At 72.6% G+C, this 18774-nt stretch carries 17 protein-coding genes; all 17 read right to left on the bottom strand.

Features of this window, described 5'->3' with window-relative positions; genetic code table 11:
* Positions 1-26 precede the first annotated feature (26 nt).
* Positions 27-569: a dihydrofolate reductase family protein gene (locus tag H283_RS0113220; RefSeq protein ID WP_020143999.1), complete on the bottom strand. Its 543-nt coding sequence runs from the start codon at positions 567-569 to the stop codon at positions 27-29.
* A gap of 33 nt (positions 570-602) precedes the next feature.
* Complete coding sequence (locus tag H283_RS0113215; RefSeq protein ID WP_020143998.1) at positions 603-1871, bottom strand: trans-acting enoyl reductase family protein; 1269 nt, start codon at positions 1869-1871, stop codon at positions 603-605.
* Between the two features lie 77 nt (positions 1872-1948).
* Positions 1949-3985, bottom strand: a complete 2037-nt coding sequence (locus H283_RS0113210; protein WP_020143997.1) for a primosomal protein N' — start codon at positions 3983-3985, stop codon at positions 1949-1951.
* Between the two features lie 16 nt (positions 3986-4001).
* Positions 4002-5225, bottom strand: a complete 1224-nt coding sequence (gene metK, locus H283_RS0113205) for a methionine adenosyltransferase (protein WP_020143996.1) — start codon at positions 5223-5225, stop codon at positions 4002-4004.
* Between the two features lie 99 nt (positions 5226-5324).
* Entirely contained in the window at positions 5325-6563 is a 1239-nt protein-coding gene (gene coaBC / locus H283_RS0113200) for a bifunctional phosphopantothenoylcysteine decarboxylase/phosphopantothenate--cysteine ligase CoaBC (protein ID WP_020143995.1), read from the bottom strand.
* 26 nt (positions 6564-6589) lie between these two features.
* Complete coding sequence (rpoZ, locus tag H283_RS0113195) at positions 6590-6853, bottom strand: DNA-directed RNA polymerase subunit omega (protein WP_020143994.1); 264 nt, start codon at positions 6851-6853, stop codon at positions 6590-6592.
* 101 nt (positions 6854-6954) lie between these two features.
* Positions 6955-7575 carry a guanylate kinase gene (gmk, locus tag H283_RS0113190; RefSeq protein ID WP_020143993.1) on the bottom strand — a complete coding sequence of 207 codons (621 nt, stop codon included), beginning with the start codon at positions 7573-7575 and terminating at the stop codon, positions 6955-6957.
* On the bottom strand, positions 7575-7892 hold the full coding sequence (gene mihF, locus H283_RS0113185; RefSeq protein ID WP_020143992.1) for an integration host factor, actinobacterial type: 318 nt from the start codon (positions 7890-7892) through the stop codon (positions 7575-7577). Before mihF ends, gmk begins: the two co-directional genes overlap by 1 nt.
* Positions 7893-8080: 188 nt before the next feature.
* On the bottom strand, positions 8081-8467 hold the full coding sequence (locus H283_RS0113180; protein WP_156023189.1) for a hypothetical protein: 387 nt from the start codon (positions 8465-8467) through the stop codon (positions 8081-8083).
* A gap of 68 nt (positions 8468-8535) precedes the next feature.
* Positions 8536-9378, bottom strand: a complete 843-nt coding sequence (pyrF, locus tag H283_RS0113175) for an orotidine-5'-phosphate decarboxylase (RefSeq protein WP_020143990.1) — start codon at positions 9376-9378, stop codon at positions 8536-8538.
* A gap of 29 nt (positions 9379-9407) precedes the next feature.
* Positions 9408-10358 carry a dihydroorotate dehydrogenase gene (locus H283_RS0113170; RefSeq protein ID WP_020143989.1) on the bottom strand — a complete coding sequence of 317 codons (951 nt, stop codon included), beginning with the start codon at positions 10356-10358 and terminating at the stop codon, positions 9408-9410.
* Complete coding sequence (locus H283_RS0113165) at positions 10358-11248, bottom strand: dihydroorotate dehydrogenase electron transfer subunit (protein WP_020143988.1); 891 nt, start codon at positions 11246-11248, stop codon at positions 10358-10360. Before H283_RS0113165 ends, H283_RS0113170 begins: the two co-directional genes overlap by 1 nt.
* Complete coding sequence (gene carB / locus H283_RS0113160) at positions 11245-14595, bottom strand: carbamoyl-phosphate synthase large subunit (protein WP_020143987.1); 3351 nt, start codon at positions 14593-14595, stop codon at positions 11245-11247. Before carB ends, H283_RS0113165 begins: the two co-directional genes overlap by 4 nt.
* The gene (gene carA, locus H283_RS0113155; protein WP_020143986.1) at positions 14595-15806 is read right to left on the bottom strand and encodes a glutamine-hydrolyzing carbamoyl-phosphate synthase small subunit; all 1212 of its coding nucleotides are present in this window, start codon (positions 15804-15806) and stop codon (positions 14595-14597) included. The genes carB and carA overlap by 1 nt, the downstream gene beginning before the upstream one ends.
* Entirely contained in the window at positions 15803-17140 is a 1338-nt protein-coding gene (locus H283_RS25125; protein WP_020143985.1) for a dihydroorotase, read from the bottom strand. Before H283_RS25125 ends, carA begins: the two co-directional genes overlap by 4 nt.
* Entirely contained in the window at positions 17137-18135 is a 999-nt protein-coding gene (locus tag H283_RS0113145) for an aspartate carbamoyltransferase catalytic subunit (RefSeq protein WP_020143984.1), read from the bottom strand. Before H283_RS0113145 ends, H283_RS25125 begins: the two co-directional genes overlap by 4 nt.
* A complete protein-coding gene (gene pyrR, locus H283_RS0113140) occupies positions 18132-18734 on the bottom strand; it encodes a bifunctional pyr operon transcriptional regulator/uracil phosphoribosyltransferase PyrR (protein ID WP_028785567.1) in 603 nt (200 codons plus the stop codon). The genes H283_RS0113145 and pyrR overlap by 4 nt, the downstream gene beginning before the upstream one ends.
* Between the last annotated feature and the right edge of the window lie 40 nt (positions 18735-18774).

The raw sequence follows: 18774 nt of genomic DNA, 5'->3' as shown, positions 1-18774 counted from the left end.
GTCGTGCCGCCCAAGTCGGGAGCCCGTCAGCCCTGGCCGTAGGCGAGGTGCACGACGCCGCTGTCGTAGGCCTCGGTCTCGAGCAGGCGCAGCCCCGACACGGCCTCGTCGGTGAAGAGCCGCTCCCCCGCGCCGAGCACGACGGGGAAGACGAAGAGGTGAAGACCGTCGACGAGCCCGTCCCGCAGCATGGCCCGGACGAGCGTGCCGCTGCCGCTGACGTAGAGCGATCCGTCCACCTCGTCCCGCAGGGCGCGGATCGCCTCCGCGTCGTACGTGCCGAGGACTCGGGAGTTGTTCCACTCGGGATCACGCAGCGTCGAGGAGACGACGTTCTTGCGCGCCCCGTTGAAGAAGGACGCGCCGGGGTCGTCGTCGTCACTGCGGGCCGACCAGGCGGGCGCGAACATCTCGTACGTCCGGCGCCCGAGGAGCAGCTCGGAGCCCGGACCGGTGAGGCGCGCGATCGCCTCGCCCATCTTCGGGTCGAAGGGGAACTCGGCCGTCCAGCTCGGGCTCTCGTACACCCCGTCGAGCGAGATGAACTCGTGGACCTCGATGCGTCCCATGTGGTGCCTCCTGTCGGTGGTGGTGGTGGCTGCTCAGTCGGTGGGTCGGTCGTCGCGTTCGACGTCGAAGGTGAAGCCCTGGGTCCGCAGACGCTCGACGAGGACCTCGCCGAGGGCCGTGGCGGGCGTGCAGACGCCGGACCGACGCGGCAGTCCCTCGTCGAGCGCCAGGGCGAGGGCGGTCTGACCCAGCATGACCGCCGTGCCGCCGTAGCCGGGGTCGTAGTCGGCGCCGACCCGAGTGCGGTAGCGCGCGCCCGTCGTCGTCGTGGCGCGGATCTCGAGGCGGAAGCGCCCGGCGGCCTGTGCCTCTGGACTGGGGCCCTCGCCGGGCTTGGGCAGGAAGCGGTCGATGACGGCCCGCGTCGGGCGGAACGCCATGCCGGCGACGACGCCGCCCAGCCCGACCGCCATCCCGCCGGCGAGGACCGGCGACATGGGGCCGGAGCCGAAGTCGGTCGCCTCGCGGTAGCGCAGGTCGCGACCGTAGGACCAGTCGGTCAGGGTGTTCGACAGTCGCACGATCCGGGTGTTGAACGACGCCATGACGAAGGGCCCCGACCACCGTCCGGTCGACGGGTCGCGGTCGACGGGCACGAGCCGGCGCAGGCGGCCGAGGACGCCGGTGGACACGCGGCGCCCTGACGAGGGCTCCTCGGCGCGCCGGGGGCTCAACGCGTACGAGTCGCCGAGCACGCGGCGGGCGCCGGCGTCCGCACGGGCCGTGATGGCCTGCTGTCGGGCGGAGTCGATGGTGCCGCCGGAGAAGCCACCCTTCAGGGACCGGACGAGCAGCGTCGTCTCGGTGAGCGTGCCCTCGCCGTCCGCGGCCGCGCGCTGGGCCGTCGTCAGGACGCCGAGGTCGGAGGGGATGGAGTCGAAACCGCACGCGTGCACGATGGCGGCGCCGGTCTCGCGGGCCCGGGCGTCGAGCTCGTCGAGGGACCACCGCACGAAGAGTACCTCGCCGGTGAGGTCGGCGTAGTGCGTCCCCGACTCGGCGCAGGCCCGGGCCACCTCCTTGCCGTACGTCGCGTACGGGCCGACGGTCGTGGCGAGCACGCGTGTGCGACCGGCGAGCTCGCGGAGGGCGGGAGCGTCCGTCGCGTCCACGGCCACGAGCTCCCAGGACGCCGCGGCCCGGCCGAGCTCGATGCGCAGCGCCTCGAGCTTGGGACGCGACCTGCCCGCCAGAGCGATCCGGACGTGGGGCCCTGCGTGGGCGGCGAGGTGGGCGGCGGTCAGCGCCCCGACGAAGCCGGTGGCGCCGTACAGGACGATGTCGAGCTCGCGTTCGGGCATGTCGTCACTCTGTCACGGCGTCGTGCCCGTGACGCCACCGAGACGCCGCCGAGACGCCACCGAGACGCGACGGCGGATCAGAACGTGTCGAGCGGGTCGACCCGCACGGCCACGACGTCCGTCTCCTTGCGTGCCGAACGGAAGGCCTTCAGCGCCAGCAGGGCCCGGGTCAGCGACTCGGTCTCGGAGGCCGGCACGCGGACGAGCACGTGGTGGTCGGCGACCGCACGCTCGGGCTCCCCGTCGGCCGGCGCGCGCCGGGGAGGGGCACCCGCGTGCGAGAGCCGGACCGGGCCGAGCACCTGGGCGACGTCGGGCAGGTCGGCCTGCCCGAGCGCCTCCTCGAGCGGGCGACGGCCACCGGTCAGCTGGGCCACGCGCACGGCCGGCGGAAGGCCGAGCTCACGCCGCTCCGCCAGCTCGCGGGCCGCGAGCCAGGCGGGGTCCCACCGCACGAGCGCCTCGACGGCCGGCAGGGCCACGGCTTCCGGGGCGCCGCTCAGCACCACGGCACGCCCCTCGCGGGCCAGCGCCGCAGCGGCCATCCACCGTCGGACGGCCTCGAGGGGCGCGTCGAGCACGGGCAGGTCGAGGCTCGCCCACGCGTCGAGCAGCAGCACGGCGGTGTAGCCGCCGTCGGCGACGGGCTCGGCTCCCGGCGTCGCGATGACGAGGGCGGGCTCGCTCCCGACGGCGGAGAGCACCTCCCCGGAGCCCGACGTGTGGACGGGGAAGCCCGGGAAGGCGCGCCCGATCTCCTCCGCCGTGCGCCGGGCGCCCGTGATCGAGGAACGCAGGCGACGCGAGCCGCAGTGTCCGCACTCGAAGCCGTGGCCGCTGAGGGCCAGGCCGCACCACCGGCAGGCCGGGGCCGTCCCGGCGGCGCCGAGGGCGACCGGCCCCTGGCATCGGACGCACCGCACCGGCGTGCGGCACTCGGCGCAGCTGAGGGACGGCAGGTAGCCGCGCCGCGGGACCTGGACGAGCACCGGCCCGTCGACGAGGGCGTCCTTGGCGACGCGCCAGGCACGCGAGGGCAGATGCGCCCGGGCCGCAGGCCCGTCGCGCTCCTCGTCGACCCCTTCACCCGCGATGGTGACGCGGGGAGCGACGGCGCGAACGGTCGGGGCGTCGGCCTCGACGGGCACGAGGGCGCCCGCCTCGATGGCGACCTGGACGCGCAGGCTTCGCCCGAACCCTCCGGTCAGCAGGGCGGCGCCGGTCGCGGACGCCCTCAGCCCGAGCACGACCCCCACGTGGTGGTAGGGCGCTCGCGGCTCGGCGAGCAGGTCGTCGCCGTCGTCCCACCACGCGACGAGGCCGAGGTCGCGGACGGGGGCGAAGGCCGCCGCGCGCGTGCCGATGACGACCCGGACGTGACCGCGGAGCACCTTGAGCCACGCCGTGTAGCGCGCCTGCGGGCCCTGGTCGGAGGTGAGCCGCACGTGGCGCCCCTTGCCGAGCACGGCGGTCAGGGCGGCGTCGAGCCGGTCGACGTCGCGGTGGTCGGGCACGACGACGAGCGCGCCCCGGCCCGCGGCCAGCGCCGTGGCGACGGCGACGGCGAGGGCTGCGGGCCAGTCCGCGTCTCCCGTGCGTCCCGGCAGCGCGGCCCACGCCGCGGCGGGACCCTCCCCGGAGGCGACGCGACGCAGCCACGCCGGACCGGCCGGGTAGGCCGTCCACGCACCGGGGTCCGGCGCCTCCAGCGCCTCCTGGGGCGGGCACTCCATCGCGAGGTTGCGCTCGGCCGTGGCGTGGCGCTTGGGGACCGCGAGGCGCAGGACGTCGCTCAGGGTGCCGGCATACCGGTCGGCGACGGCCCGGCAGAGAGCGAGGACCTCGGGGGTCAGCACCGGCTCGGGACTGACGACACGCCGCAGCGGCGTCAGGCGGCCGTCGTGCTGCGGCTGGCCACGCCGCTCGACGACGAAGCCGTCGAGCTCGCGGCCGGAGAAGCGCACCCGCACGCGCGCACCGGGCACGGCGTCGGCGTCGAGCTCCTCGGGCACGGCGTACTCGAAGACGCGGTCGAGGTGCGCGAGCGGGGTCTCCACCACGACGGCAGCGACCGGCCGTCCGGCCGGTCGCTGCTTGGTCTCGTCGTCGCCCACGGGGGCGAATCTAGCCTCAGCCGGAGACGGCCGTGCGCAGGGCCTCGACGCGGTCGGTGCGCTCCCACGTGAACGGGTTCTCGACCCCGTCGGCCTTGGTGCGGCCGAAGTGGCCGTAGGCGGCGGTCGGGCGGTAGATCGGGCGCAGCAGGTCGAGCGCGTCGACGATGGCGGCCGGGCGCAGGTCGAAGACGTCGCCGATGGCCTGCTGGATCTTGTCGACCGGGACCGTCTCGGTGCCGAAGGTCTCGATGTAGAGGCCGACCGGCTGCGCCTTGCCGATGGCGTAGGCGACCTGGACCTCGCAGCGACGGGCGAGGCCCGCGGCGACGACGTTCTTGGCGACCCAGCGCATGGCGTAGGCGGCCGAGCGGTCGACCTTGCTCGGGTCCTTGCCCGAGAAGGCGCCGCCGCCGTGGCGGGCCATGCCGCCGTAGGTGTCGACGATGATCTTGCGTCCGGTCAGACCGGCGTCACCCATCGGGCCACCGATCTCGAAGCGACCGGTCGGGTTGATCAGGGCCCGGTAGCTCGACACGTCGAGGTCGGTGCCGCTCTCGCGCAGCTCGGCGAGGACGGGCTCGATGACGTGGGCGAGGATGTCGGGCTCGAGCATGCCCTCGAGCGAGACGTCGGGAGCGTGCTGGGTCGAGAGCACGACGGTGTCGAGCGAGACGGCCCGGTCGCCCTCGTAGGCGATGGTGACCTGCGTCTTGCCGTCGGGGCGCAGGTAGGCGAGCTCGTCGCTCTTGCGCACCTGCGTCAGGCGCTCCGAGAGGCGGTGGGCGAGGTGGATCGGCAGCGGCATGAGCTCGGCCGTGTCGTCGCACGCGTAGCCGAACATCAGGCCCTGGTCGCCGGCGCCCTGCTTGTCGAGCAGGTCGTCGACGTCACCCGTGCGGTGCTCGTGCGCCGTGTCGACGCCCTGGGCGATGTCGGGCGACTGCGCGCCGATGGAGATCGAGACGCCGCAGGTGCGCCCGTCGAAGCCCTTCTGCGAGCCGTCGTAGCCGACCTCGAGGATGGTCTCGCGCACGATCTTCGGGATCTCGACGTAGGCCGTCGTCGACACCTCACCGGCGACGTGGACGAGCCCGGTCGTGACCATGGTCTCGACCGCGACGCGGGCCTGCGGGTCGTCGGTGAGGAGCGCGTCGAGGATCGAGTCGCTGATCTGGTCGCAGATCTTGTCCGGGTGCCCCTCGGTGACGGACTCGGACGTGAACAGACGTGCGGACACTTGCTCTCCCTCGGTCGGGTGCGTGGTGATGTGCTTCGTGGTGTGCGTGCCGGGCGCGCGGTGACGGGCGGGTACGCGTGTGGGGCGAGAGTCTAGTGCTCAGTCGAGCAGGGGCGAGATGGTGTCCCACAGCGCGTCGGCGACGGCGTCCTTGGAGGTCGGGCCGACCGTGGTCGCCTCGTCGCTGCCGCGGCGGAGCAGGTGCACCGTCGTGTCGTCCTTGCCGAAGGTCAGGTCGGTGCCGACCTCGTTGACGACCTGCAGGTCGCTGCCCTTGCGGACGAACTTCGCCCGCGCGTGGTCCATGACGCTGCCGTGGGCGTCACCCGTCTCGGCCGCGAAGCTGACGATGAACGGCGTCGCCGCCCCACGCGCGTCGCGGTCCGCGACGAGCCCGCGGACGATGTCGGGGTTCTCGACGAGCTCGACCCGCAGCCCGGCGTCGGGGTCGGACGACTTCTTGATCTTGCTCTCGCTCACGAGCGCCGGCCGGAAGTCGGCCGGGGCGGCAGCCATGACGACGACGTCGGCGTCCGACGCCGCCTCCTCGACCGCCCGCTGCAGCTCGAGCGTCGTCTCGACCGGCACGACGTCGATGCCGTCGGGCACCGGGAGCGAGACGTTGGCGGCCACGAGGGTGACCTTCGCCCCGCGGTCGGCGGCGGCGCGCGCGATGGCCACGCCCTGCTTGCCGGACGAGCGGTTGCCGAGATAGCGCACCGGGTCGAGCGGCTCGCGCGTGCCACCGGCGGACACGACGACGCGGCGGCCCTCGAGGTCGCGCAGCGGCGCCCCCGCCACCGCGGCACCGTCACCCGAGACGATCGCGAGGCAGGCGGCATACAACGCCTCGGGCTCGGGGAGCCGGCCGGCGCCGGAATCCTTGCCCGTCAGGCGACCCACCGCGGGCTCGATGACGTGCGCTCCGCGCGAGCGCAGCGTCGCGACGTTGGCCTGCGTGGCCGGGTGCTCCCACATCTCCGTGTGCATGGCCGGCGCGAAGGCGACCGGGCACCGGGCGGTGAGCAGGGTGTTGGTGAGCAGGTCGTCGGCCAGGCCGTGTGCGGCCTTGGCGAGCAGGTCGGCGGTCGCCGGCGCCACGACGACGAGGTCGGCCGACTGGCCGATGCGAACGTGCGGGACCTCGTGCACCGCCGTCCACACCTCGGTGCTGACGGGCTTGCCCGAGAGAGCCGACCACGTCGGCGCACCGACGAACTGGAGCGCCGCCGCGGTGGGCACGACCGTGACGTCGTGCCCGTGCTCGGTGAAGAGCCGGAGCAGCGAGCACGCCTTGTAGGCGGCGATGCCGCCACTCACCCCGAGGACGACGCGCATCGGCTGCTCCGGACCCGTCGGGGTGCTCAGGCCTCGGTGGGCGTCGAGGTCAGCAGGCCCTCGTTGATCTCGCGCAGCGCGATCGACAGCGGCTTCTCGTGGACCTCGGTCTCGACGAGCGGGCCGACGTAGTCGAGCAGGCCCTCCTGCAGCTGGGAGTAGTAGGCGTTGATCTGACGGGCGCGCTTGGCGGAGTAGATGACGAGCGCGTACTTCGAGTCAGCGGCGGTCAGGAGGTCGTCGATCGGCGGGTTGGTGATGCCGATGGGAGCAGCCTGGGTACCGGACACAGTGATCTCGTTTCGTTGGTTTCAGCGGGCTTGAGGTGCGCGCCGCGACGTCGACGGCGATGCGGTCGTATGCCGTCGGCTGGCACACATCACGTCGGGACTCACCGGTCGGTGCGTCCCGATCTCATCAATGATACGAGTTCTTCGCTGGCCCGACGAACATCGTCGTTGACGATGACCTCGTCGAACTCGCTCTGGGCCGCCATCTCCCCCCGTGCGGTGGAGAGGCGACGCTCGCGCTCGGCCTCGTCCTCGGTGCCGCGGCCGACGAGCCGGCGCACCAGCTCGTCCCAGCTCGGCGGTGCGAGGAAGACGAAGAGCGCCTCGGGCCACGTCTCGCGCACCTGCCGAGCGCCCTGCAGGTCGATCTCGAGCAGGGCGTCGCGGCCCTCTCGGATGACGCGCTCGACGGGGCCCCGCGGCGTGCCGTACTTGGCGGCTCCGTGGACCACGGCGTACTCGAGGAACTCCCCCGCCTCGACGAGACGGTCGAACTCGTGGTCGTCGACGAAGTGGTAGTGCACGCCGTCGACCTCGCCCGGGCGCGGGCGGCGGGTCGTCATCGAGACGGAGAACCAGACGCCCGGGAAGTGCGTGCGCACGTAGGCCGCGATGGTGCCCTTGCCGACCGCGGTGGGGCCGGCGAGCACCGTGAGCCGACCACGCCGGGGGGCTGCTGCGTCGTGCTCGGGCTCCGCGGGCGGTGTCGGGTCAGCCGACATCACGGCTTCTCGAAGCGGTGGAGCAGGGCTGCGACCTGGTTGGCCCCGAGCCCGCGCACGCGTCGCGACTCGGCGATGCCGACCTCGGCCATGATCGCCTTGGCGCGGACGCGTCCGACGCCGGGCATCGACTCGAGCAGCTCGGTGACCTTCATCTTGCCGATGACCGGGTCGGCCTTGCCGTCCTCGAGGACCTCGGAGAGGGAGCCGCTGGAGTACTTGAGCCGGTTCTTGACCGCTGCTCGCTCCCGACGTGCGGCTGCAGCCTTCTCGAGTGCTGCGGCCCGTTGCTCAGGGGTGAGCGGTGGAAGCGCCACGGTCTTCGGTCTCCTCGCTGCCTGCGGGGAGCGCCCTGCGCCCCCTGCCGTTCTTCACGTCTCGCGTGTCTGTCTCCGCCGAACCTAGCGATCCGGCCGTGCGCGCCGCAACGCGGGCCCCGCCGGCGCGCCTGTCCGGACGCTCCCCGCCGAGGTCAGGACGTGCACGGACGCCGTTCACCGACCGCTCAGCTGCCGAGGTCGATCCCGCACGTCTCCTTGGCATGGGTCTCGATCCGCTTGGCGGAGCTCTCGAAGCCCTGCATCTGCTTCGTCAGGGCGGTGAGGTCGGGCTTGGCCACCGTGAACTTCGTGACGAGGACCTGCAGCGAGGCCCAGTCCGCCTTGACCTCCTCGGGGGCGCTCGCCTCGATCCGGGTGATCGTCGCGACGAAACGGGACGCGGCGGCGGGGTCCTTGAGCGTCGCACCCGCGTCCTTCCAGTCCGCCTCGGCGGCCGTCAGGGCGTCGCAGTAGGAGCCGGTCGACCCCGACGAGCAGGCCGCGACCGAGGTCGCCGTGAGGAGCAGCGCGAGGGCCACCGAAGGGCCCGTGCGCAAGGCGGTCGTTCGCATCACCACACCGTATGCCGTGTCGTCGGCGACGTCCCGCGACTGCACGATGCGACGGGGTGCACGCGGGGTCAGCCCCGCAGGGTGTCGCGGACCTCGTTCGTCTTGGCGACGAGCCGGCTCGGGTCGGGACCGGCGGCGAGGATCTCGCGGCTCGATGCCGCGAGCACCTGGCCGCGGGCCGCGCCGAAGGTCGAGGCGAGCGAGTCGACGGTGCCGCCCTGGGCACCGAAGCCCGGGGCGAGCACCGGCGTCGCGGCACCCACGAGGTCGAGCCCGAGGTCGTGGACGGCACTGCCGACCGTGGCACCGATGACGAGCCCGATGCTGCCCAGCTCACCGCGACCTCGCGCCGCGGCGTTGTCACCCGCCGCGCCCTCGACGACGGACGCAGCGACGGTCCGGCCGTCGCGCACGGCGTGCTGGACGGTCGCGCCCTCGGGATTCGAGGTCAGGGCGAGGACGAAGAGCCCGCGCCCCGTCTGCTCGGCGAGGTCGATCGCGGGGCGGAGCGACTCGTAGCCGAGGTACGGGCTGACGGTGAGCGCGTCCGGAGGGGCGACGGCGTCCGGGCCGAGGTAGGCCTCGGCGTAGGCGCCCATGGTCGAGCCGATGTCGCCGCGCTTCGCGTCGAGGATCGTCAGCGTCCCGGCCTCGTGCAGGTCGGTCAGCACGCGCTCGAGCACGGCCAGGCCACGGCTGCCGAAGACCTCGAAGAAGGCGGACTGCGGCTTGACCGCGGCGACCCGGCCGGCGAACGCCTCGACGCAGGTCAGGGCGAAGCGCTCGAGGCCGGCGACGTCGTAGGACAGACCCCACGACTCGACGAGGCCCCGGTGGGGGTCGATGCCGGCGCACAGCGGGCCGTGGGACGCCATGGCGTCCTGGAGGCGGGCACCGAAGGCCTGGGTCATCGTTCGGTCTCCTTCACGGTTCGGGTGGCTCAGCGACCGTGGGCCACGGCGACGGCGTCGGTGAAGTGCTCGAAGCCCTTGGCGTCGAGCAGCTCGCAGAGCTCGCGCAGGACACGGACCGGCGCCGACGGGTCGTTGAAGACGGCGGTGCCGACCTGGATCGCGCTCGCGCCGGCGGCGACGAGCTCGAGGGCGTCACGGCCCGTGCGCACGCCCCCGACGCCGATGATCGGCACCGTGGGGATGCGGCCCTCGAACATCGCCTGACGCACCTGCCAGACGGCCCGCACCGCGACCGGGCGGATGCCGGGTCCCGACAGGCCGCCGGTGACGCCGCCGAGCTGCGGACGCATCCGATCGGTGTCGATGACCATGCCGAGCAGGGTGTTGATCATCGTCAGGCCGTCCGCACCGGCCTTGACGCAGGCGGCCGCGATGGCGGTGATGTCGGTGACGTCCGGGCTCAGCTTGGCGAACACGGGGATGTCGCGCGGCAGCTGCTCGCGCACGAGCGCGACGACCTTGGCCGAGGCGAGTGGGTCGCAGGCGAAGACGAGGCCCCGGTTGGCGACGTTGGGACACGAGATGTTGACCTCGACGCCGATGACGGCGTCGAAGGCCCGGCTCGCGCGGAGCGTGGCCGCGACGTGGGCGTACTCGGTGCTCGAGCTGCCGGCGATCGAGGGCAGCACCCGCGCGCCGACGGACTGGAGCCAGGGCAGGTCCTCGTCGACGAACGCCTCGATGCCCGGGCCCTGCAGGCCGATCGAGTTGAGCATCCCCGACGGAGTCTCGGCCATGCGGGGGGTGCCACGACCGGAGCGCGGGTCGGCCATGACGGACTTGGTGACGAACGCCCCGAGGTCGGCGACGTCGAAGAAGCGGTGCAGCTCCCTGCCGTTGGCCGCGCAGCCGGAGGCGGTCATGAGGGGGTTGGGCAGCCGGTGGCCGCCCCCGAGGTCGACGGAGAGGTCCACCATCAGTGACCACCCACCTTCGGGGCGCCGACGGCATCGTCGGGGACACGGGCGTGACCCCCGTCGAAGGCGTCCCACCGGACACGGTCGCCGCGGAAGACCGGTCCCTCGACGCACGAGCGCACCATCCGGGTGCGGCCGTCGGAGCCGACGACCGGCATGACGCACGTCATGCAGACGCCGACACCGCAGGCCATGGACTCCTCGACGGCGACCTGTGCGACGGCGCCGTGCGCCTGGGCGACCCGGGTGATCGACTCGAGCATCCCCATGGGGCCGCAGCCGTAGACGACACCGGCCTTCGTGCGCTCGATGATCTCGGGCAGCGGGTCGCTGACCCAGCCCTGCTGACCGGCTGAGCCGTCGTCGGTCGTCACCGTGACGCCGTCGCAGCTGCGGCGGGCCTCGACGACCCCGAAGAGGCGGTCCTCGCTCGCGGCGCCCAGGACCATCTCGACGTGGCAGCCGCGCTCGCGCAGCTCGGCGGCGAGCCAGAAGAGCGGTGCGCTGCCGTAGCCGCCGCCGACGAGGACGCAGGCGACGGGGTCGGTCGGCAGCGGGAACGCCTTGCCGAGCGGACCGACGACGTCGATCGTGTCGTGCGGCGCGCGGTCGACGATCCATCGGGTGCCGGTGCCGACGGCAGAGACGACGATCTCGACGGTGCCGCCGTAGGTGCCGCTCGGGCTGACCTTGTGGATCGAGAAGGACCGACGCAACAGGGTGCCGGACGTCTCGCCGCCGACGGCGAGCGCGACGAACTGACCCGGGCGGGCCAGCTCGGCGACGCCGGGGGCGACGAGGGTGAGGTGCTGGTACGCGCCGACCCGTCGGGTCGCGATGACCTCGGCGACCTCCTGCGTCACCCGGGCGCGCAGCTGGCGCTCGCTCATGCGGTCGCCCCTGCCGTGCTCGGGGCCGTCGCCGCGGGCACTCGGGTGCCCCGCCCGTAGAGGTCGAGGTCGCGGGCGTGGTCCTGCAGCGACTTGACCCGGATCTCCTCGGTGAGCCCCGCCTCGATGCCGAGGACGGCCGCGGCGAGCGTCGCGATCGTCGTGATGATCGGCTTGTCGGCACTCGTCGTGGCCGCGCGGATCGCGTAGCCGTCGGCTCGGGCGTCCTGTCCCGACGGCGTGTTGACGACCATCTGCACGGTGCCCTCCTGGATGAGGTCGACGATCGACTTCTCGCCCGGGGCGTCGCCGTCGCGCTCGGTGATCTTGCGGACCAGCGTCGCGGGGATGCCGTTGCGCTTGAGCACCGCGGCCGTGCCGCTCGTCGCGAGGATGGTGAAGCCGAGGTCGACGAGGCGCTTGACCGGGAAGAGCATGGCGCGCTTGTCACGGTTGGCCACCGACACGAAGATCGCCCCCGAGCGCGGCAGCGCCGAACCGCCGCCCTGCTGGGCCTTGGAGAAGGCCGAGCCGAAGTCGACGTCGATGCCCATGACCTCGCCCGTCGAGCGCATCTCGGGGCCGAGGAGCGAGTCGACCGCGACGCCCTCCCTGGTGCGGAATCGCTTGAAGGGCAGCACCGCCTCCTTGCACGAGACGGGAGCGTGGTCGGGCATCCGTCCGCCGTCGCCGGTCGGGGGCAGCATGCCCTCCTCGCGCAGCTCCTTGATCGTGGCGCCGAGCATGACCCGGGCCGCCGCGCTCGCGATGGGCACGCCCGTCGCCTTGGCGACGAACGGCACCGTGCGCGACGCGCGGGGGTTGGCCTCGATGACGTAGAGGATGTCCTGCGCCAGGGCGAACTGGACGTTCATGAGGCCGCGGACGCCGATGCCCTCGGCGAGCTTGCGCGTCGCCACCCGCACGCGCTCGAGCTCACCGTCGCCGAGCGTCGCCGGCGGCAGCGTGCACGAGCTGTCGCCCGAGTGGATGCCGGCCTCCTCGACGTGCTCCATGATCCCGCCGAGGTACATGTCCTCGCCGTCGAAGAGCGCGTCGACGTCGATCTCGATCGCGTCGTCGAGGAAGCGGTCGATGAGGATCGGGTGGTCGGGCGAGGCCTCGGTCGCCTTCTCGACGTAGGTGACGAGCGAGTCGTCGTCGTAGACGATGACCATGCCGCGGCCACCGAGGACGTACGACGGGCGCACGAGCACCGGGTAGCCGATCTCGCGCGCGACGACGAGTGCCTCGTCCGAGCTGTAGGCCGTGCCGTGCTTCGGCGCGATGAGGCCGGCCCGGGCGAGCACCTGACCGAAGGCACCCCGGTCCTCGGCGAGGTGGATCGCGCTCGGCGACGTGCCGACGATGGGCACGCCCTCGTCCTCGAGCGCCTGCGCGAGGCCGAGCGGCGTCTGACCGCCGAGCTGCACGATGACGCCGGCGATCGGCCCGGCCTGGCTCTCGGCGTGGATGACCTCGAGGACGTCCTCGAGCGTCAGCGGCTCGAAGTAGAGACGGCTGCTCGTGTCGTAGTCGGTCGAGACCGTCTCGGGGTTGCAGTTGACCATGACCGTGTCGAATCCCTTGTCGCGCAAGGAGAACGACGCGTGCACGCAGGAGTAGTCGAACTCGACACCCTGCCCGATCCGGTTGGGTCCCGAGCCGAGGATGATGACGGCCGGGCGCTCACGCGGCGCCACCTCGGTCTCCTCGTCGTACGAGCTGTAGTGGTAGGGCGTCGTCGCGGCGAACTCGGCCGCGCACGTGTCGACGGTCTTGTAGACCGGGCGCACCCCGAGGGCGTGGCGCACGCCCCGGACCACGGCCTCCGGCATACGCCGGACGGAGGCCACCTGGGCGTCGCTGAAGCCGTGGCGCTTGACGAGGCGGAGCAGCTCCGGCGTCAGCTGGGGGGCGTCGGCGAGCATCGTCGCGACGTCGTTGACGAGCGCGATCTGGTCGAGGAACCACGGGTCGATGCCGGTGGCGTCGTGGACCTCCTCGACGCTGCACCCACCGCGGAGCGCCTGCTGCACGAGCACGATGCGGCCGTCGGTCGGGATCCGGGCCTCCTCGAGCGCGCGCTCGGCCACGACCTTCGTGATCTCGCCGTCCCAGTGGAAGCTCGCGCCCTTCTTCTCGAGCGAGCGCAGGGCCTTCTGAAGCGCCTCGGTGAAGTTGCGCCCGATCGCCATGGCCTCGCCGACCGACTTCATCGTCGTCGTCAGCGTCGGGTCGGCCGCCGGGAACTTCTCGAAGGCGAAGCGCGGCACCTTGACGACGACGTAGTCGAGCGACGGCTCGAAGCTGGCCGGCGTCTCGCGGGTGATGTCGTTGGGCACCTCGTCGAGCGTGTAGCCGATGGCCATCTTCGCCGCGATCTTGGCGATCGGGAAGCCGGTGGCCTTGGAGGCCAGGGCGCTCGACCGCGACACGCGCGGGTTCATCTCGATGACGATGATGCGTCCGTCGTCGGGGTTGACGGCGAACTGGATGTTGCAGCCGCCGGTGTCGACGCCGACCTCACGGATGACGGCGATGCCGATGTCGCGCAGCCGCTGGTACTCGCGGTCGGTGAGCGTCAGGGCCGGCGCGACGGTGATCGAGTCACCCGTGTGCACGCCCATCGGGTCGAGGTTCTCGATGGAGCAGACGACGACGACGTTGTCGGCGTGGTCGCGCATGACCTCGAGCTCGTACTCCTTCCAGCCGAGGATCGACTCCTCGAGGAGCACCTCGGTCGTCGGGCTGTACTGGAGGCCGGCACCGCCGAGGAGGCGCAGGTCGGCCTCGTCGTAGGCGAAGCCCGACCCGAGGCCGCCCATCGTGAACGACGGGCGCACGACGACCGGGTAGCCGAGCTCGTCCGCGGCGGCGAGCAGCTCGTCCATCGAGTGGCAGATGAGTGACTTCGCCGACTCCGCGCCACACCGCTCGACGACGCCCTTGAACTTCTCACGGTCCTCGCCCAGCTGGATCGCCTCGACGTTGGCCCCGATGAGCGGGCAGCCGTACTTCTCGAGGACTCCGTTCTCGTGCAAGGAGATCGCGCAGTTGAGCGCCGTCTGTCCACCGAGGGTGGCGAGGACGGCGTCGGGGCGCTCCTTGGCGATGATCGCCTCGACGACCTCCGGGGTGATCGGCTCGACGTAGGTGGCGTCGGCGAACTCGGGGTCGGTCATGATCGTCGCCGGGTTGCTGTTGACGAGGATGACGCGGATGCCCTCCTCGCGCAGGACGCGGCAGGCCTGGGTGCCGGAGTAGTCGAACTCGCAGGCCTGACCGATGACGATCGGCCCCGACCCGATGACGAGGACGCTCTTGATGTCACTTCTCTTCGGCATCAGGCGTTGACCTCCGTGGTCTGGTGGGTGGTCTGTCGGTCGGTCATGAGCTCGAGGAAGCGGTCGAAGAGGTAGGCGGCGTCGTGCGGGCCCGCCGCAGCCTCGGGGTGGTACTGGACGGAGTAGGCAGGACGGTCGAGGCACTCGAGCCCCTCCACGACGTCGTCGTTGAGGCACACGTGCGAGACACGGACGCGGCCGTATGCCGTGTCGCTGTCCTCGTCGAGGGGCGCGTCCACGGCGAACCCGTGGTTGTGGGCCGTCACCTCGACCTTGCCGGTCGTGCGGTCCATCACCGGCTGGTTGATGCCGCGGTGACCGTACTTCAGCTTGTACGTGCCGAAGCCCAGCGCGCGGCCGAGCAGCTGGTTGCCGAAGCAGATGCCGAAGAACGGGATGCCGCGGTCGAGCACCTCGCGCAGGAGCGCCACCTCGCGCTCGGCGGTGGCCGGGTCACCGGGACCGTTGGAGAAGAAGACGCCGTCGGGTCCGGACTCCCCCACGGCCAGGACGTCGTCGATCGTCGCGGTGGCCGGCAGGACGTGCACCTCGATGCCGCGCTGCGCCATCAGCGCCGGGGTCATCGCCTTGATGCCGAGGTCGACGGCCGCGACGGTGAAGCGCCTGTCGCCGACGGCCGGGACGGCATACGGCTCGGCGGTGGTGACCTCGGCGGCGAGCGCGGCGCCGGCCATCTGCGGGCTCGTGCGGACCGCCTCGAGCAGCTCGGCCTCGGAGCGCTCGGCGCCGTCACCGCTGAAGATGCCGACGCGCATCGCCCCGCGCTCGCGCAGGTGGCGGGTCAGGGCCCGCGTGTCGATGTCGCAGATGCCGACGACGCCCTGGTCGACGAGCTCGTCCTCGAGGTCGCGCGTGGCGCGCCAGCTCGACGACCGGATGGCGGGATCGCGCACGACGTAGCCGGCGACCCAGATGCGGCTGCTCTCGTCGTCCTCGGTGTTGACGCCCGTGTTGCCGACGTGCGGCGAGGTCATGACGATGACCTGCCGGTGGTAGCTCGGGTCGGTGAGCGTCTCCTGGTAGCCCGTCATGCCGGTCGAGAAGACCGCCTCGCCGACGGTCTCGCCCAGAGCACCGTAGGACGACCCGTGGAAGGTGCGGCCGTCCTCGAGAACGAGGGTCGCCGCCACGCGGGTGCGGGTCGGCCACCCGTCTCGGGTGGGCACGGTCAGGGGGGTCTGGGTGGTCACAGGTCTGCTCCCGTGGTCGTCGCGTTCGTCAGTTCTCGTCGGGTGCCCGCGCCGTTGCGAGCGTCGTGGGTGACGCGTCCCGCGTGGACCGTCGCGAGGACGGCTCCGTGCAGGGTGCGCCCGTGCCACGGGTTGTTGCGCGAGCGGCTGCGGCTCGCGGCGGCGTCGACCGTGACCTCGCGGTCGGGGTCGACGAGGGTGATGTGGGCGGGGCTGCCGACGGCGAGCTCCCTTCCCTGGTGGGCGAGCCCGCCGATCCGGGCGGGGGCGGTCGACATGACCCGTGCCACGTCGGACCAGTCGAGCAGGCCGGGCCGCACCATGACGTCGCTGACGACCGACAGGGCCGTCTCGAGGCCGAGCATCCCGAAGGCCGCGTCGACGAAGGCGTGCTCCTTGTCGTGACGGGCGTGGGGGGCGTGGTCAGTGGCGACCGCGTCGATGGTGCCGTCGGCCAGGGCCGCGCGCAGGGCCTCGACGTCCTCGGCCGGACGCAGCGGCGGGTTGACCTTGTAGACGGGGTCGTAGCCGAGCAGGAGGTCGGTGGTCAGGACGAGGTGGTGGGGCGTGACCTCGGCCGTGACGTCGATGCCCTGCGCCTTGGCCCAGCGGAGGACCTCGACGGTCCCGGCGGTCGAGACGTGCGCGACGTGGACGCGGGAGCCGGTGTGGCGCGCCAGCATGACGTCGCGCGCGACGATCGACTCCTCGGCGATGCCGGGCCAGCCGGGCAGGCCGAGCCGACCGGAGACCTCGCCCTCGTGGCAGCAGGCCTCGCGACCCGCGAGACGTGGGTCCTGCGCGTGCTGGCTGACGACGCCGCCGAAGGGCTTGATGTACTCGAGCGCCCGGCGCATGATCCGCGCGTCGTGCACGCAGTGGCCGTCGTCGCTGAAGACGCGCACCTTCGCCCGCGACCGGGCCATGAGACCGAGCTCGGCGAGCTCGGCGCCCTCGAGGCCCTTGGTCACGGCGCCGACGGGGACCACCTCGGTGAGCCCGCACGCGCGCCCGAGGTCGAGCACGCGTTCAGCCGCCTCGGCGGTGTCGGTGACGGGACTCGTGTTGGCCATGGCGAAGACCGCGGTGAAGCCGCCGGCGGCAGCCGCGGCCGAGCCGGTGGCGATCGTCTCCGCGTCCTCGCGTCCTGGCTCGCGCAGGTGCACGTGCAGGTCGACGAGGCCGGGCAGCGCGACGAGTCCGTCGGCGTCGAGCACCTCGGCGTCCGAGGGTGCCGAGACCGAGCCGACCTCGGTGATGACGCCGTCCTCGACGAGCAGGTCGGCCGCGTCGGCGCCGAGCAGGCGGGCGCCGCGGATCACGAGGCGGGTCATCGGACGGCTCCTTCGGTGGCGCTGGCGGGCATCGGCGCGGGGGTGTCCTCGCCGGCGAGCAGGTGGTAGAGCACGGCCATCCGGACCGCGACGCCGGCCGAGACCTGGTCGAGCACGACGGACTGCGGCGAGTCGGCCGCCTCCGGCGCGATCTCGAGGCCGCGGTTCATCGGGCCCGGGTGGAGCACGAGGACGTCGTCGTTGCGGGCGACGAGCCGCTCGAGCCGGTCGCGTGTCAGTCCGTAGGCGACGGTGTACTCGCGCGCCGTCGGGAAGTACCCGCCGCTCATCCGCTCGCGCTGGACGCGGAGCATCATCACGGCGTCGACGGGCCCGTGCTCGCCCTCCCCGTCGAGAACGGGGTCGAGGTCCCAGCTCGTCGCGAAGCCGTCCGCCGCGCTCCACGCCCCGATGCCGCTCGGCATGAGCGTCGGCGGCGCGACGACCGTGACGCGGGCGCCGAGCGTCCTGAGCGTGATGACGTTGCTGCGGAAGACGCGGGAGTGGGTCAGGTCGCCGACGATGACGACGTGCTTGCCGTCGAGGTCACCGAGCCGGGTCCGCAGGGTGTACGCGTCGAGCAGGGCCTGCGTCGGGTGCTCGTGCGTGCCGTCGCCGGCGTTGATGACGCTGCAGCGCACCCACTGGGCGACCTGGTGGCAGGCGCCGGACGCGTTGTGCCGGATGACGAGCGCGTCGACCGCCATGGCGTCGACGGTCATCGCCGTGTCCCGGAGGCTCTCGCCCTTGCTCGTCGAGGAGCCCTTGGCCGAGAGGTTGATGGTGTCGGCCGACATCCACTTGCCCGCGATCTCGAAGGAGCTGCGCGTCCGGGTCGAGTCCTCGAAGAAGAAGTTGATGACGGTGCGCCCGCGCAGGGTCGGCACCTTCTTGACCTCGCGTCGCTGGAGGTCGTGCATCGACGCCGCGGTCTCGAGGATGTCCTCCACCTCGGTGCGGCTGAGGTCGGCGGAGGAGATGAGGTGCCTGGTCATCGCGCGTCACCTCCGCTGATCCGCACGACGTCGAGGCCGTCGACCTCGGCGACCCGGACGTGCACCCGCTCGGCGCTCGAGGTCGGCAGGTTCTTGCCGACGTGGTCGGCGCGGATCGGCAGCTCGCGGTGGCCCCGGTCGACGAGCACGGCGAGGCGCACGGCGCGGGGGCGGCCGAGCTCGGAGAGCGCGTCGAGCGCGGCGCGGATGGTGCGCCCGGAGTAGAGGACGTCGTCGACGAGGACGACGACTCGGTCGTCGATGCCGCCGGCCGGGATGCGCGAACGGTGAGCCGTGCGAACCGGGTTGCGGCGCAGGTCGTCGCGGTGGAGCGTGATGTCGAGCTCGCCGACGGGGACCGCGGTCCCCTCGACCTCCTCGATGCAGGCCGCCAGCCGGCGGGCGAGCGGGACCCCGCGCGAGGGGATGCCGAGGAGGACGAGCCCCTCGCTGCCCTTGTTGCGCTCGAGGATCTCGTGACCGATGCGCCGCAGCGCCCGGGAGATGTCCCCCTCGCTCATGACGTCGCGAGCGTCCTCGGGGATGCTCGAGCGATCTGTCGATGACTGGTCGGGTGCACTCAGGTCAGGGCAGGGCATCGCCGCTGGACCTCCTTCCCCGCCTCACAGGACGGTGGTT

Source organism: Terracoccus sp. 273MFTsu3.1, assembly GCF_000383675.1.
Lineage (GTDB): Bacteria > Actinomycetota > Actinomycetes > Actinomycetales > Dermatophilaceae > Terrabacter.
This window is presented reverse-complemented; position numbering and strand designations above follow the sequence as displayed.